Genomic DNA, 15,122 nt, shown 5'->3' on the forward strand with positions numbered 1-15,122 from the left:
CGTACCGCGCGGCTCTCACGCCTGTGGTGGATCAGATTGGCGAGGCAGTTTCTGGCGGCATAGGTGGGTTGATTGCCGATGTTCTGCCCTTTGCTAAGGGGGCGGGATTTGCGCAGGGGCGGGTGATGCCCTTTGCGCAGGGCGGTGTGGTGAGCGGGCCGGTGAGCTTTCCGATGCGCGGTGGGCGTGGGCTGATGGGGGAGGCAGGGCCCGAGGCCATATTGCCGCTGTCACGCGGGGCGGATGGCAAGCTGGGTGTGCGTGACACAGGGGGCGGTGGTGGGCCGGTGCAGGTGGTGATGAATATCTCCACGCCGGATGTGGCGGGATTTCAGCGCTCTCAGGGGCAGGTCGCCACGCAGATGAGCCGGGCGTTGAGTCGGGCGCAGCGCAACAGATGATCAGGACAGCGGACACAGGAGGCGGCCAATGGCGTTTCATGAAGTGAGATTTCCAACAAACCTGAGCTTTGGCGCTCTTGGCGGGCCGCAACGGCGCACAGAGGTGGTGACGCTGGTGAATGGCTTTGAAGAGCGCAACACGCCTTGGGCTCATGCGCGGCGACGCTATGATGCCGGGCTGGGGTTGCGGTCGTTGGACGATATTGCCGATGTGATTGCGTTCTTTGAGGCGCGTCAGGGCCAGCTGCATGGCTTTCGCTGGAAAGACTGGGCAGATTATCGCTCTGCACGGCCATCTGAGGCGGTCCATCATGCGGATCAGGTGATTGGCACAGGCGATGGTGTAGCGACGCGATTTTCCTTGGTGAAAACCTATGCCTCCGGCACGCAGAGCTATCAGCGGCCAATCCGCAAACCGGTGGCACAGACGGTTCTGGTGGCTCTGTCTGGTGGTGTGTTGCAGGAGGGCGTGGATTACGACGTGGACACGACTTTGGGCGAGGTGATTTTCCCGCAAGCGCCAGAGGTTGGTGTGGAGGTGACTGCTGGCTTTGAATTTGACGTGCCTGTGCGGTTTGACACGGACCAGATCCAGACCAGCATGGCAGGCTTTAAGGCGGGCGAGGTGCCTAATGTGCCGGTGGTGGAGGTGCGTGTGTGATGGCGGTTCAGCAGGCACTTCTCCAACATTTGCAAAGTGGCGCCACAACGGTTGCGCGCGCCTGGGGGCTTGAGCGCCGGGATGGGCAGCGCTTGGGGTTCACCGATCATGACACAGACCTGAGTTTTGAGGGCTATGTGTTCAAAGCGGCCACGGGGCTGAGTGCGAGCGCGCTTGAGCAAGGCACAGGGCTTTCGGTGGATAATGCGGAGGCGATTGGGCTGTTGTCTGATGCTGCCGTGTGCGAGGAGGATATTGCGGCAGGGCGGCTGGATGGGGCGCAGATCACTTCCTGGATGGTGAACTGGCAAAACCCGGCGGCCCGCAGCGTGGTGTTTCGCGGCACCATTGGGGAAATACGGCGGCAGAATGGGGCCTTTGTGGCGGAGCTGCGGGGGCTGGCGGAACAGCTCAATGTGCCACAAGGGCGCGTGTATCAAAGGCCGTGTACGGCGGTTTTGGGGGATGGGCGCTGTCGCTTTGATCTGAACACAGCCGGGTTCGTGATTGAGCGGGCCGCAGAGCAGGTGGAGGCGCAGCGTGTCTTTGTCTTTCCGGGCGGCGCGGCGTGGCATGGCTTTGACAACGGCTGGTTCACACGAGGTACACTGCGGGTGCAAAGCGGGACGGCAGCAGGATTGCTGGGCAGTATCAAGAGGGATTGGTCTGAAGCGGACGGCACGCGCTGTCTGGAAATATGGGATGCGTTGGGCGCACCGGTGGCAGCGGGCGATATGCTCCGTATTGAGGCTGGATGTGATAAGCGTTTCTTAACTTGTCAGGGCAAGTTTTTGAATACGCTTAACTTTCAGGGATTTCCTGACATTCCAGGAGAGGATTGGATTGCCCGTTATCCAACGCGCAAAGGCGGCAATACCGGGGGCAGTTTGCGATGAGTGACGCGATTGGCATGAGGGCGGCGCAGATCGCGCGGCGTTGGATTGGCACGCCCTATCGGCATCAGGCCAGTCGTTTGGGTGCAGGCACAGATTGTCTGGGATTGATCCGGGGCGTGTGGCGCGCACTTTACGGGGCGGAGCCAAGTGCTGTGCCGCCCTATACGCGCGATTGGTCGGAGGCCGCGCTGCAGGAACGGCTTTGGCAGGCGGCGCAACGGCATTTGGTGAGCAAGGCACTGGCGGATGCGGCGGTGGGCGATGTGGTGTTGTTTCGCATGAAATCCGCGGCGGTTGCCAAACATTTGGGGATTTGTGGCGCGGTTGGTGACGCACCAACGGTCATTCACGCCTATGGCGGCCATGCGGTTCTGGAAAGCCCGTTGAGCCGCCCGTGGCAGCGGCGGATCGTAGCGCGCTTTGCTTTTCCAGACAAACTCTTGCCGACAGAGGAGGCAGCTCTATGGCAACATTGATTTTGGCAGCAGCGGGGGCCGCGATTGGCGGATCGGTTGGGGGCGGGTTGGTTGGCGTGTCGGCGGCAGCCATCGGTCAGCTGGCGGGGGCCACGTTGGGCCGGGTGATTGATCAGGCGGTGATGGGCAACGGCGCGGATGTTGTGGAGACCGGAAAGCTTGATCGGTTTCGTATCACTGGTTCTGCGGAAGGTGCGGCGCAGGCGCGGGTGTTTGGACGGGTGCGGGTGGCGGGCCAGGTGATCTGGGCGACCCGGTTTCAGGAGCAGGTGAGCGAAAGTGGCGGCGGTAAAGGCCGCCCTGCGCAGCCCAAGACCCGCAGCTATAGCTATTCTGTCTCGCTGGCGATTGCGCTTTGCGAGGGGGAGATCACACGCGTGGGGCGGATCTGGGCCGATGGCATCGAAATATCTGGCGAAGAGATCACCATGCGGGTCTACACTGGCGGCCACGATCAGATGCCGGATCCTAAGATGGAAGCGGTGGAGGGCGCAGGCGCTGTGCCAGCCTATCGCGGCACAGCTTATGTGGTGATTGAGGATCTGGAGTTGGCCCCCTTTGGCAACCGGGTGCCGCAGTTCAGTTTTGAGGTGATCCGTGCCACTCCGGAGGGGCAGATGGAGCGGACCTCTGACTATGGACAGACGGTGCGCGCAGCGGCGCTGATGCCGGGAACTGGGGAATATGCGCTGGCGACGACGCCTGTCTATTGTGAAGTCGATCAGGGGGAGATGCGCGTCGCCAATGAAAACACGCCTGCGGGTGTGACCGACTTCAGCGCATCCATGCAGGCATTGGAAGAAGAGTTGCCAAATTGCGCGGCGACTTCGCTGGTGGTGAGTTGGTTTGGCAATGATCTGCGCGCGGGGATGTGTCAGCTGCGCCCGATGGTGGAGAGCACCACAGTGGATGGGCGTGATATGCCGTGGCAGGTGAGTGGCCTAAGCCGCACGCAGGCGCAGTTGGTGCCCTTTCAAGAGGAGCGTCCGGTATATGGGGGCACGCCGACGGATGTGTCCGTTGTGCAAGCGCTGCGGGATTTGAGGGCGCGGGGCAAGGCGGTGACGTTTTATCCGTTTATTCTGATGCAGCAGGTGGCCGAGAATGGATTGCCCGATCCTTGGAGTGATGCGCCTGATCAGCCGGTGCTGCCCTGGCGGGGACGGATCACGCTCTCGATTGCTCCGGGTCGAGAGGGGACGCCGGATGGTTCAGCGCAGGCCGACGATGAGGTGGCGGCGTTTTTTGGCACGGCGCAGGCTGCAGATTTTGAGATCGGCAACGGCGAGGTGCATTACACCGGGCCACAGGAATGGTCCTATCGGCGGTTTATCCTACATTATGCCGCGCTGTGTATGGCGTCTGGCGGGGTGGAGGCTTTTTGCATCGGCTCCGAAATGCGCAGTCTGACCCAGATACGCGGCGCGGATGGTTTTGCGGCGGTGGCCCAGCTTAAGGCGCTTGCGGCGGAGGTGCGCAATCTCATGGGGCCAGAGGTCAAGATTGGCTATGCGGCGGATTGGTCCGAGTATTTTGGCTATCATCCGCAGGATGGATCAGGAGATGTCTATTTCCATCTTGATCCGCTCTGGGCTTGTGATGACATCGATTTCATCGGAATTGACAACTACATGCCGCTGTCTGACTGGCGCGATGGGGCGGACCATCTTGATGCGCAATACTGGCCGGATGGGCGCGCGCAGGGCTATCTTCAGAGCAATGTAGCGGGCGGAGAGGGCTATGAGTGGTATTATGCCAGCGCTGCCGACAGGGCGGCGCAGACGAGGACCCCGATCACTGATGGCGCCTTTGGAGAAGCTTGGGTGTTTCGCTACAAAGACATTGCGAACTGGTGGGCGCGGCCCCATCATGAGCGCATTGGCGGAGCACGTCAGTCTGAAGCCACCAGCTGGGTGCCCAAATCCAAGCCGATCTGGTTCACCGAGATTGGCTGTGCAGCGATCGACAAAGGCGGCAATCAGCCCAATAAGTTTCTGGATGAAAAATCATCGGAATCTGCAATGCCGCATTTTTCCAATGGGTTGCGCGATGATGTCATGCAGCAGGCCTATTATGAGGCGATGTATCAGTTTTGGTCCGTCCCAGAAAACAATCCGCAGTCAGATCTCTATGACGGACGGATGATTGATACCGGGCGCATGTTTGCCTGGGCCTGGGATGCGCGCCCTTTTCCGGCCTTTCCCAATGCCCGCGATCTTTGGAGTGATGGTGGCAATTATGCGCGGGGGCACTGGATCAATGGGCGGGTCAGCAACCGCAGTCTGGCCTCGGTTGTGTCCGAGATTTGCCGTGCCGCTGGTGTGCTGTCTTATGATGTCTCCGGGCTTTATGGTGTGGTGCGTGGCTATGTTCAGGCGGATGTCTCTGACGGTCGTGCGGCGTTGCAGCCTTTGATGCTGCGGCATGGGTTTGACGCTGTGGAGCGAGATGGCACATTGAAATTTGTCATGCGCGCTGGGCAAGCGGCTGTCCCGCTAGACAGTTCCCAATTGGCAGTCTCAGAGGACTTAAATGGCGATCTGGAGCGACATCGCGCGCCGGAGGCCGAAGTGGCCGGGCGTGTGCGCCTGAATTTTTCACTGGCAGAGCGCGATTTTGAGGCCGCCGCAGAAGAAGCAATTTTGCCGGGAGAGCGGACAGAGGCCGTGGCACAGAGCGACAGCGCCGAAGTTTTGACAGGGGTGGAGGGGCGGCAGACCGCCGAGCGCTGGCTTGCCGAAGCACGTGTGGCGCGCGATCGGATCAAATTTGCTCTGCCGCCAAGTCGCCTTGATATCGGGGCTGGCGAGGTGATTTCCATTGCCGCAGATCAGGCGGGAGAGGACATTGATGCCACATATCGATTGGATCGGGTGACACAGCAAGCTGTGCATCTTCTCGAAGGTGGGCGTGTGGAGGCGGCGATCTATGCGCCGTCGCATTTGACGGAGGACGTTCCGCGCGGCAGTGGCTTTGTCCCCGCCGTGCCTGTGCAAAGTCTGTTTCTGGATCTGCCTCTGTTGCGGGGGGATGAAGCGCCCCATGCGCCCCATATTGCGGTAACGGCGCGACCCTGGCCCGGCAGTGTGGCGATTTATGACAGTGACATGGACGATGGCTATCAGTTGAACCAGCTGCTGGAAGCGCCTGCGCATGTGGGCATCACCCAAACGCCGCTTATGCGGGGGGCTGTAGGACGGTGGGACCGCGGCGCGCCACTGACAGTGCGCATGCTGAACGGAGAATTGCACAGCGTCTCACAGGCGGAGGTCTTCAACGGGAAGAATCTGCTTTTTATTGGCGATGGCACGCCGGATCGATGGGAGGCGATGCAGTTTCGTCAGGCAGATTTGATTGGGACCAACCACTATCAGCTTTCGGATCGGCTGCGTGGCCAGTTGGGCACGGCCCCCCTGATGCCCGATGTCTGGCCTGCGGGCAGTTGGGTGGTGGCGTGGACCAGTGCTTTGGCGCAGATGCCCCTCTCGCCTTTGCACCGAGGGACGCGGCGACATTATCGCATCGGCCCGGCGGATAAAGGATATGATGCGCCGTCTTATACACACCACGAACAGACCTTTGTGGGTGTGGGGCTGCGGCCCTTTGCACCTGTGCATCTGCGCTTTGAGCGGTTGGATGGAGGGGATCTGCGGTTTCATTGGATGCGCCAAACCCGAGTTGGAGGCGACAGTTGGGAGGGGTTTGATGTGCCGCTGGGCGAAGAGCGGGAGGCCTATCTGATCCGGCTGCGTCGGGGCGCGCAAATCGTGCGTGAGCTACAGGTGGACATGGCGCAATGGCTGTATCCGTTGTCCCAACAACAGGCAGATGGCGGAAACGACAATCTGACTGTTGAGGTTGCGCAGATCTCTGCGGTGTTTGGCGCAGGTTTGACCGCGACGTTGGATCTGTAGCCGGACATGCAACGCGCTCACTTTTTTGTGTTCCATTTCCATTGGTTTTGGGTGTGTTCACAGGTTTGAATTTGCGACCCTCTGATTACTTAGTGTAATATGGGCGCCTTAGAGAGGGATTTTCCATGGCCAAGACACAGACCAATGTGACCGAGCTGGACCCAGTTTGGCGTCAAATCACCCGCGAGGCGGAGGAAGCGGTTCAGGAAGAGCCGTTGATGGGGGGATTGGTGCACGCCTGTGTGTTGCATCACCGTTCTATTGAGCGCGCTTTGAGCTATCGCTTTGCCGCTAAGCTCTCCTCCAATGAAATGTCCATGGTGATCCTGCGGGAGATTGCCGATGAGGCCTATGCGGCCGCGCCAGAGATTTCAGAGGCCGCGCGTGCGGATTTGATGGCGATCTATGAACGTGATCCGGCTTGTCACCGTCTCTTGCAGCCGATCTTGTATTTCAAAGGGTTTCAGGCGGTTCAGGCCTATCGGATTGGCCATTGGCTGTGGCAGCAGGGGCGCACAGATCTGGCCTATTTCATCCAGATGCGCACCAGTGAGATCTTTGGCATCGACATTCACCCCGCTGCCACGATCGGCAAAGGCATCATGATTGATCACGCCCATTCCATTGTGATTGGCGAGACAGCCGTGGTGGGTGACAATGTGTCGATGTTACACTCCGTGACCCTTGGCGGGACTGGCAAGGAAGAAGAAGATCGTCATCCAAAGATTGGCGATGGCGTGTTGATTGGGGCCGGGGCCAAGGTGCTGGGCAATATCAAAGTGGGCCATTGCAGCCGCGTTGCGGCGGGATCCGTGGTGCTTCAGGAGGTGCCGCCCTGCACAACTGTGGCAGGTGTGCCTGCGAAGGTGGTTGGAGAAGCGGGCTGTGATCAGCCATCGGTGAGCATGGTGCAGGAGCTGCCTGAGAGCGATCAGGGCTGAGGCCAACAACCAAAACCAAAGTCGAAAACAAGAAAAAGGACCGGAGTTCCGGTCCTTTTTGTATTTTGGGGGCTATTGCGCGACTTATGCGAGCATTGCCATCGGGTTTTCCAGATTGTCGACAATGGCTTGCAGAAGCTGCGCGCCAAGTGCGCCGTCGATCACCCGGTGATCCACGGAGAGGGTCACAGACATCACCGTGGCTACCTCCAAATCGCCGGAGGCCGTGACCACAGGCTTTTTGGTGCCCGCGCCGACCGCCAGAATGGCCCCATGGGGCGGATTGATCACCGCGTCGAAGTTATCAATGCCAAACATGCCGAGATTGGAGATGGCGAAACTGCCCCCTTGATACTCATGCGGCGCAAGTTTGCGGTCGCGTGCACGGGTGGCAAGGTCCTTCATTTCAGCAGACAAAGCGGAGAGCGATTTCATCTCCGCATCTTTGAGCACTGGGGTGAAAAGACCGCCTTCGATGGCCACGGCCACTGCAACGTCGGAGGGTGCCAGCTTGAGGATGCGGTCATTTGCCCAGACAGCATTGGCATCTGGCACCTCTTGCAACGCAAGCGCGCAGGCCTTGATGATGAAATCATTGACCGAAAGTTTGGCACCGCGTTTTTCCAATTGCGCGTTGAGTTGGCTGCGGAAGGCCAGAAGGGCATCCAGCTTGATGTCACGCCGCAGATAGAAATGCGGAATGGATTGTTTGGCTTCAGTCAGACGTGCCGCGATGGTTTTGCGCATGCCATCCAGAGCGACCTCTTCAAAGTCGCGGTCTGCATACATGCGTAGAATGGCGTTAGCCTCAGGCCCACTGGCCATTGGGGCGGATTTTGCAGCGGCTGTCGGTGCGGCAGGTGCTTTGGGCGCAGCGGGGGCCGCGCTTGCACCCTCCACGTCAGCTTTCACGATGCGTCCGCGCGGGCCGGACCCTGTGAGCGTTGCCAGATCAATGCCTTTGTCAGCAGCTATTCTGCGCGCCAGAGGCGAGGCAAAGAGACGTGTGCCATCGTTGCTGACGGGGGCAGATGGCGCAGGTGCCGTGACAGCGGAGCGCTCATTCGCCTCTGAAGTTGGGGCCGCCGACGGTGCAGGGGCCGCTGCGGGGGCGGAGCCAATGTCCTCTGCGCTTTCGCCATCTTCGAGCAGAATGGCAATCACTGCGTTAACCTGAACGCCTTCGGAACCTTCCGGGACGAGAATTTTTCCAATGACACCGTCTTCGACGGCTTCAAACTCCATGGTGGCTTTGTCGGTTTCAATCTCTGCGAGCAGATCTCCGGAGGAGACTTCGTCCCCTTCCTTGACCAGCCATTTAGCCAAAGTGCCTTCCTCCATCGTGGGGGAAAGCGCGGGCATGAGGATTTCTATGGGCATATTAGCTCTCTCCCTTGAGCTTGCAGTCTTCGGTTCCAAACCGAGCGCTATGAGTAAGAATGCCGGCGACTATGCCGTCTTCTAGACATAGGAAAACGGGACCGGCTGCCAGTCCCATGTCACCTTTTTCGAAATAATGAATATCTAGGTCTTTGAGACGATCAACCGCATTTCTTTTGGAATGCCCCAACCAATGGGGCTCGGCCATTGATTTCAAAACATCACTTTCTTTGCGCAAGGTATCTTGTTCAGCAAGCGCGTAAGTTAGCGATATGCCATGGTCCAAAATTTTGTGGCCTGTATTTAGCAGCGCGTAGCAACCGATCGCTGCTCCACCAAATAGGATCCCAAATATAAAGCTGCGCCAATGTATCATCAGCGATAGGTCACTTGTTTCACCGCCGCGATGACCTCATCCGTGGTCACCAGCGCAAGCTTTTCAAGGTTGGCAGCATAGGGCATGGGCACGTCTTTGCCGGCACAGTTGATCACCGGGGCGTCCAGATAATCAAAGGCGCGTTCCATGATGGTGGCCGACAAATGGTTGCCAATCGAGCCAACCGGGAAGCCTTCCTCCACGGTGACGCAGCGATTGGTTTTCATGACAGAGGCAATCACCGTGTCATAGTCAATCGGGCGCAGGGTGCGCAGATCAATGACTTCGGCGGAAATGCCATCCTCGGCAAGCTTCTCTGCGGCTTCGAGCGCATATTGCATGCCGATGCCAAAGCTGACGAGAGTCACATCTGTGCCTTCGCGCCAGATCCGGGCTTTGCCGAATGGGATGGTGAAGTCATCAAGTGCCGGAACTTCAAAGCTGCGCCCGTACATGATTTCGTTTTCGAGGAAAATCACCGGGTTTGGATCGCGAATGGCTGATTTTAAAAGCCCTTTGGCATCAGAGGCCGAATAGGGCATGGCCACCTTCAAGCCCGGAATTTGCGCGTACCATGCGGCGTAATCCTGACTGTGCTGCGCACCTACGCGAGCGGCGGCGCCATTGGGGCCACGGAACACCATTGGGGCGCCCATCTGGCCACCGGACATATAGAGGGTTTTGGCCGCTGAGTTGATGATCTGGTCAATCGCCTGCATGGCGAAGTTGAAAGTCATGAACTCCACAATGGGCTTCAGCCCGCCAAAGCTCGCGCCCACGGCGATACCGGCAAAACCGTGTTCTGTGATGGGCGTGTCGATCACCCGTTTGCTGCCAAATTCATCCAGCAGGCCCTGGCTGACTTTGTAAGCGCCCTGATATTCTGCGACTTCTTCTCCCATGAGGTAAACATCTGGGTCCGCACGCATTTCCTCGGCCATGGCGTCACGCAGAGCTTCACGCACGGTCTGTGTCTTCATTGGCGTGCCTTCGGGCCAATCGGGGCTGAGATCAGGTGTGGGAGCCTTTGGCGCAGCGGCTGTGGCTGGCGCGGCACTTGCGGTGTCTGAGGCTTCTGCTGCTGGCGCGCTAGTCTCAGCAGGGTCCGCGCTGGCGTCCACTGCGCTGACATCTTCGCCGTCTTCCGCAAGGATGGCGATGGCGGTATTGACCGCGACACCTTCGCTGCCTTCTGCCACCAGAATTTTTCCGATGACGCCTTCATCCACGGCCTCAAATTCCATTGTGGCTTTGTCGGTTTCGATTTCGGCAATGATATCGCCAGATTGTACGGTGTCGCCTTCTTTGACCAGCCATTTGGCCAAAGTGCCCTCTTCCATGGTGGGCGACAGGGCAGGCATGAGAATTTTCGTAGCCATGATTTCTATCCTCTCGTCCGGGGTTTAGGCGTAAATATCTGTCCAGAGCTCCGCCTCGTCGGGCAGGGGGCTCTCTTTGGCAAAATCAGCGGAGGCGTTGACGACGGCTTTGATCTCTTTGTCGATCGCCTTCAGATCCTCCTCGCTGGCATGTTTGCCTGTGAGCAGCATTTGACGCACGTTTTCAATAGGATCACGCTCCTCACGCATCTTCTGCACTTCTTCGCGGGTGCGGTATTTGGCAGGGTCCGACATGGAGTGTCCGCGATAACGGTAGGTTTTCACTTCGAGAATATAGGGGCCTTTGCCCGCGCGGCAGTGTTTGACAGCACGTTCGCCGGCGTCCTTGACGGCTAGCACATCCATGCCATCAACCATCTCACCGGGGATGCCAAAGGCTTCGCCGCGTTTGTAGATATCCTGTGAGGAGGTGGAGCGTGCCTGAGCGGTGCCCATCGCGTATTGGTTGTTTTCGATCACGAAGATCACCGGCAGGTCCCAGAGGGCGGCCATGTTGAAAGTTTCATAGACCTGTCCCTGATTGGCGGCACCATCGCCAAAGTAGGTGAAGGTCACGCGGCCGTTGTCTTTGTATTTGTCGGCAAAGGCGAGACCTGCGCCCAAGGGCACCTGTGCGCCGACGATGCCATGGCCGCCATAGAAGTGTTTTTCCTTGGAGAACATATGCATGGAGCCGCCTTTGCCTTTGGAGTAGCCGCCCTCACGTCCAGTGAGTTCCGCCATCACGCCATTGGCATCCATACCGCAAGCCAGCATATGGCCGTGATCGCGGTAGGAGGTGATGCGCTTATCGCCTTCTTCTGTGGCGGCTTCAAGCCCGACCACAACGGCTTCCTGACCGATATAGAGGTGGCAGAACCCGCCGATCAGCCCCATGCCATAGAGTTGGCCGGCTTTCTCTTCAAAGCGCCGGATCAGCAACATATCCTTGTAGTATTGCGTGAGTTCTTCGCCGGAAACATTCGGCTTTTTTGCAGCGCGCTTGGCCGCCATGACAGTCCCTCCCGAAAGGCTGGATGGTTTAATGTTAAACCATAGTTTCAGGGATGGTATCGGATTGCCTCTTGGCTGGCGAGAGGAAAAAATGGTGTTTTGTCAGGGTATTGAAAGATCAGCGAATGACAACTTCGTCAGCACGGATCATGCCGAGGACATCGCGCACCTGCTGGTCGAGCAGATCAAGATCGAGATAGCTGTCAGACAGGCGGCGTGTGAGGTTCTCCATATGGGCGACCTCTGCCTGCGCCAAAGCGAGTTCAGCTTCCAGTTGCTGCTTTTCAGCGAGAATTTCTACACGACGAAACAGACCATAATCCCCCTGCACAGCGGCAAAGGTGAAATAGATGGCAAGCGCAAAGGCCAGTCCAAAAAAAGCTACAGCACCTAGAGCTGGGCGGGGGGAGTTGCTCGTCATATTTGCCTCATGTCGCGCCTTTTCGGCGTCTGTCTTCTTTATACCTTAGGTGATTCGCTGTGTGAATCCCTTAACGCAATGTTTTTTTATATTTTTTAAAAAATGCGGCGTTTTGGAGAGGGGCGTTAACCTTCGACTCTAGGGGACAATGAGATGCGGTAATGCGGCGGTAACCCGTTGGTTTTGCGGAGGTGCCACTTCCCCATGTCAGGCACGCGCAACCCGTCACGGCAACGCGCGGGACATTCATATGAGCTGAATGGGTTTTGAGACAGCGCTGGCATCTGCTCAAGGGAGGTTGAGGCGTGATATTGCAGCATGCTGGTGGAAAGTTGATTGGACAGGGCCCGCTGCCCTCTTTAGCAAAGTTACACTTTCACGACCTGAATGATGATGATGCCACGCCGAAAAACTTTCCCGATTTTGACCGTTTTCTGTGCCGCACTGGCGGTGTTTGCAACCACGGTCTCCGCTGGGGCGAAAGAAAAGGGGCGGGTGGATGTGCTTGTCCTTGGGGACAGCCAGATCTCTTTCAGCGCGGGGCCACCGTATCTGGAGTTTTTTGAAAACCTGACCGCACATTGCGCGCCCAAGGGCCGGGCGAAGGCGGCGGTTGAAAAGCTCGGTGCGCGTAGGACGGCGGCGATTGGGGTGCGGTCCACATCTGTTCATTCATGGGTGGCCCGCAAAGGGGGGCGCAAAGATACGATTTGCGCTGTGGATAAGAAATATGGGGTGAATGCAGGGGCGTTTGGCATCGCGGGAAATCCCAAACGGGCTTTTGTGCAGATTGGCAAGGGACCGGATTATCAGTTTTGTGAGGCAAATCGCTCCCCGTTAGAGAGCGCCTTGCGCGCAGGGTATTATGACCCTGATCTCATGGTGATGGCGGTTCTGGGCAATGGCGCGGATCGCTGGGCGAACAGCCGGGAGGCAGCGCGAGAAGATGCCCGTGCGTTGATGAAACAGGTGCCCAAAGGGGTTGGCTGTATCTTTCTCTCCACCGCGCCTGTCTTCTCTAAAAAGACCAATGATCTGCGCGCGCGGGCGCAGGAGAATTTTCAGGCCGCATTTCCGAAGAACGGGCGCTGTGTCTATGTTGCAGGATTTTCGGAGGAAACGCGGGCGGTGATCGAAGGCAAGGCCAAGTATTTTCGACGTCGCGCTGATGGCAGTGTGAAGGATCCGCTGCATCCGAATGCCGCCGCGATGCGGCTGTTTCTGGATCTTAACACGCCTGAAATATGCGATGCGGTACGCGATGTGCTGAACTGACCGAGACGCGGGCGGGGGCCAGCGCATGTCACGTGGGGAGGCAAGACATGAGGAAGTTGAAACGTGTTGTGTTGGGTGTTGTTTTAGGAATCTGGGCTTTGGGCGCAGCAGCTGGAGATACAAAGGTGGCGGGGTTTGACTCCCCGGAGATTGTGATTTTGGGGGACAGTCAAATTCCCTTTGGCTCTGGCCCTGCGTTTCTGGAGTTTTTCACCGATCTCAAAAGCCATTGTGCGCCCAATCAGGAGCAGGAGACCTATCTGGAGCGGTTGGGGGCAAAGCGGGTGGCGGTGATTGGAGTGCGGTCAACCTCCATTCATTCCTGGACCGCGCGATCCGGCAAGGCCAAGGAGGCGGTCTGCAAGGTGGATCCCAAGTGGAAGGTGAACGCGGGCACCTATGGCTATGTGAACACCACGGGCAACAAATACGTGCAGATTGGCAGGGGCAAGGCCTATCAGTTTTGCGAGCCGGGCCAGTCACCCTTTGAGGCGATGTTTCGGGACGGGTATTATGCGCCAAAGCTGTTCTTGATGTCATTCCTTGGCAATTCCGCGCGGCGTTGGGCGGAAAGCAAAGAGCAAGCCAAAGCAGATGTGGAAGAGATGATGCGCCACATTCCTGAGGATGTGCCCTGTATCTTCATGACCACGGCCCCGGCCTATTCCAAGAAGATTGTCGATCTGCGTTTGAAGGCACAGGAGAACATCCAAGCGGCCTTTGAGGAAACGGGCAACCGATGTTCTTTTGTGCGCGGTGCCACAGAGGAAACAGTGGAAGCCTATCAGGGCAATATGGAGTTCTTTCGTCTGAATAAGAAAGGCCGCGTCAAAGATCCTTATCACCCCAATCAGGCGGCGGCTGAGAATTTCTTTGCGCTTGAGATGGGCAATATCTGTTCAGCGATCTTTGAGCAGATCAGCACGTTGCCGGAGCCGCAGACGCATTAGGGGCCTGCAAAAAGGGTTACCGTAAGGTGTATTTAAAAAAGGTGCGCAGGAACTGCGCACCCTACGGTGTTGTGTCAGGTGGATGGGGGGTTAGCCCGCGATGGAGGCCTGATAGATGCCTTCAATGCTGTCCGCGATGGTGGCGGCAAATTCATCATCGCTTTGCTGTGCAGAGAGACCTTCGGTCAGCGCACGGGAGAAGCTGGCGATCATGCCAGTGTTTTCTGCCAGTTTGGCGTTGGCCTCTTCGCGAGAGTAGCCGCCAGACAGCGCCACAACCTTCATCACGCGCGGGTGGTTCACCAGCGACTGATATTGGTTGGCTTTGTTTGGCAGAGACAGTTTTAGCATGACCTGCTGATCTTCTGGCAGGGCGTCGAGCTCTGCGGTGAGCTCGGCCAGCAGCAGGTCTTCTGCTTCGGCTTTGTCGGCGATGGTGATGGTCACCTCTGGCTCGATGATTGGCATCAGGCCATGGCCGATGATCTGTTTGCCCACTTCAAACTGCTGGGCGACAACCGCCTTGATACCGTCGGCATTGGCGGCGGAGATCACGGAGCGCATTTTGGTGCCAAACACGCCTTTGCCCACAGCGCGTTCACACAGCGCGTCAAGCTCTGGCATGGGCTTCATCACCTGACAGCCATTTTCCTCATCTGCGAGGCCTTTGTCGACTTTCAGGAAAGGCACCACGCCGCGCTGTTCCCAGAGGAAGGTCGGAGAAGGCTGGCCGTCGATGTCGCGGTCCATAGTCATTTCAAAGAGGATTGCGCCAACAACCTTGTCGCCGGTGAAGGCAGGCGCCTGTGCAATACGGGAGCGCATGCCGTGGATCAGGTCAAACATTTCCGCATCAGTGCTGTAGGCGGATTCTTCGACGCCATAGAGGCGCAGCGCTTTGGGAGTGGAGCCGCCGGATTGGTCCAGAGCGGCGATGAAGCCTTGGCCTGCGGTGATTTTTTCGGCTTGAGCGTGGTTTGACATATCTGTCCCCAGTCAAAATGGTTGTTAAAAAGGGTTTTTCCCGTTGGCGAAGCT

13 protein-coding genes and 1 pseudogene are annotated in these 15,122 nt (G+C 58.0%); 8 read left to right on the plus strand and 6 right to left on the minus strand.

The annotated features are described in order from the left end of the window. From J7382_RS04550 to cysE, 6 genes and pseudogenes are all read left to right on the plus strand, one after another. Positions 1-401, plus strand: a pseudogene (locus J7382_RS04550) (phage tail tape measure protein); the annotation flags it as partial. A gap of 28 nt (positions 402-429) precedes the next feature. Next, the gene (locus tag J7382_RS04555; protein ID WP_209067607.1) at positions 430-1,062 is read left to right on the plus strand and encodes a DUF2460 domain-containing protein; all 633 of its coding nucleotides are present in this window, start codon (positions 430-432) and stop codon (positions 1,060-1,062) included. Continuing rightward, positions 1,062-1,958 carry a DUF2163 domain-containing protein gene (locus J7382_RS04560; protein WP_209067610.1) on the plus strand — a complete coding sequence of 299 codons (897 nt, stop codon included), beginning with the start codon at positions 1,062-1,064 and terminating at the stop codon, positions 1,956-1,958. The genes J7382_RS04555 and J7382_RS04560 overlap by 1 nt, the downstream gene beginning before the upstream one ends. Then, positions 1,955-2,434: an NlpC/P60 family protein gene (locus J7382_RS04565; protein WP_209067613.1), complete on the plus strand. Its 480-nt coding sequence runs from the start codon at positions 1,955-1,957 to the stop codon at positions 2,432-2,434. Before J7382_RS04560 ends, J7382_RS04565 begins: the two co-directional genes overlap by 4 nt. Next, on the plus strand, positions 2,422-6,348 hold the full coding sequence (locus J7382_RS04570; RefSeq protein WP_209067615.1) for a glycoside hydrolase/phage tail family protein: 3,927 nt from the start codon (positions 2,422-2,424) through the stop codon (positions 6,346-6,348). Before J7382_RS04565 ends, J7382_RS04570 begins: the two co-directional genes overlap by 13 nt. Before the next feature lie 125 nt (positions 6,349-6,473). Beyond that, positions 6,474-7,289: a serine O-acetyltransferase gene (gene cysE / locus J7382_RS04575; RefSeq protein WP_058240619.1), complete on the plus strand. Its 816-nt coding sequence runs from the start codon at positions 6,474-6,476 to the stop codon at positions 7,287-7,289. A gap of 84 nt (positions 7,290-7,373) precedes the next feature. Here cysE and J7382_RS04580 read toward each other — a convergent pair whose 3' ends face one another. From J7382_RS04580 to J7382_RS04600, 5 genes are all read right to left on the minus strand, one after another. After that, complete coding sequence (locus tag J7382_RS04580) at positions 7,374-8,669, minus strand: pyruvate dehydrogenase complex dihydrolipoamide acetyltransferase (RefSeq protein WP_209067617.1); 1,296 nt, start codon at positions 8,667-8,669, stop codon at positions 7,374-7,376. 1 nt (position 8,670) lies between these two features. Further along, the gene (locus J7382_RS04585; RefSeq protein WP_209067618.1) at positions 8,671-9,045 is read right to left on the minus strand and encodes a hypothetical protein; all 375 of its coding nucleotides are present in this window, start codon (positions 9,043-9,045) and stop codon (positions 8,671-8,673) included. Further along, complete coding sequence (locus tag J7382_RS04590; protein ID WP_209067619.1) at positions 9,045-10,424, minus strand: pyruvate dehydrogenase complex E1 component subunit beta; 1,380 nt, start codon at positions 10,422-10,424, stop codon at positions 9,045-9,047. Before J7382_RS04590 ends, J7382_RS04585 begins: the two co-directional genes overlap by 1 nt. A gap of 24 nt (positions 10,425-10,448) precedes the next feature. Then, on the minus strand, positions 10,449-11,438 hold the full coding sequence (gene pdhA, locus J7382_RS04595; RefSeq protein WP_209067620.1) for a pyruvate dehydrogenase (acetyl-transferring) E1 component subunit alpha: 990 nt from the start codon (positions 11,436-11,438) through the stop codon (positions 10,449-10,451). A gap of 118 nt (positions 11,439-11,556) precedes the next feature. Then, positions 11,557-11,859 carry a septum formation initiator family protein gene (locus J7382_RS04600; RefSeq protein ID WP_209067621.1) on the minus strand — a complete coding sequence of 101 codons (303 nt, stop codon included), beginning with the start codon at positions 11,857-11,859 and terminating at the stop codon, positions 11,557-11,559. A gap of 396 nt (positions 11,860-12,255) precedes the next feature. Here J7382_RS04600 and J7382_RS04605 point away from each other — a divergent pair, with 396 nt between their 5' ends. Further along, positions 12,256-13,134, plus strand: coding sequence for an SGNH/GDSL hydrolase family protein (locus J7382_RS04605; protein ID WP_209067624.1), 879 nt, complete (start codon positions 12,256-12,258; stop codon positions 13,132-13,134). A 47-nt stretch (positions 13,135-13,181) separates the two neighbouring features. After that, a complete protein-coding gene (locus J7382_RS04610; RefSeq protein ID WP_209067626.1) occupies positions 13,182-14,084 on the plus strand; it encodes an SGNH/GDSL hydrolase family protein in 903 nt (300 codons plus the stop codon). Positions 14,085-14,174: 90 nt separating this feature from the next. Here J7382_RS04610 and J7382_RS04615 read toward each other — a convergent pair whose 3' ends face one another. Continuing rightward, positions 14,175-15,068, minus strand: coding sequence for a fructose bisphosphate aldolase (locus J7382_RS04615; RefSeq protein ID WP_209067629.1), 894 nt, complete (start codon positions 15,066-15,068; stop codon positions 14,175-14,177). Between the last annotated feature and the right edge of the window lie 54 nt (positions 15,069-15,122).

Origin of the sequence: Shimia sp. R11_0 (assembly GCF_017744035.1) — a bacterium.
Classification (GTDB): Bacteria; Pseudomonadota; Alphaproteobacteria; order Rhodobacterales; family Rhodobacteraceae; genus Shimia; species Shimia marina.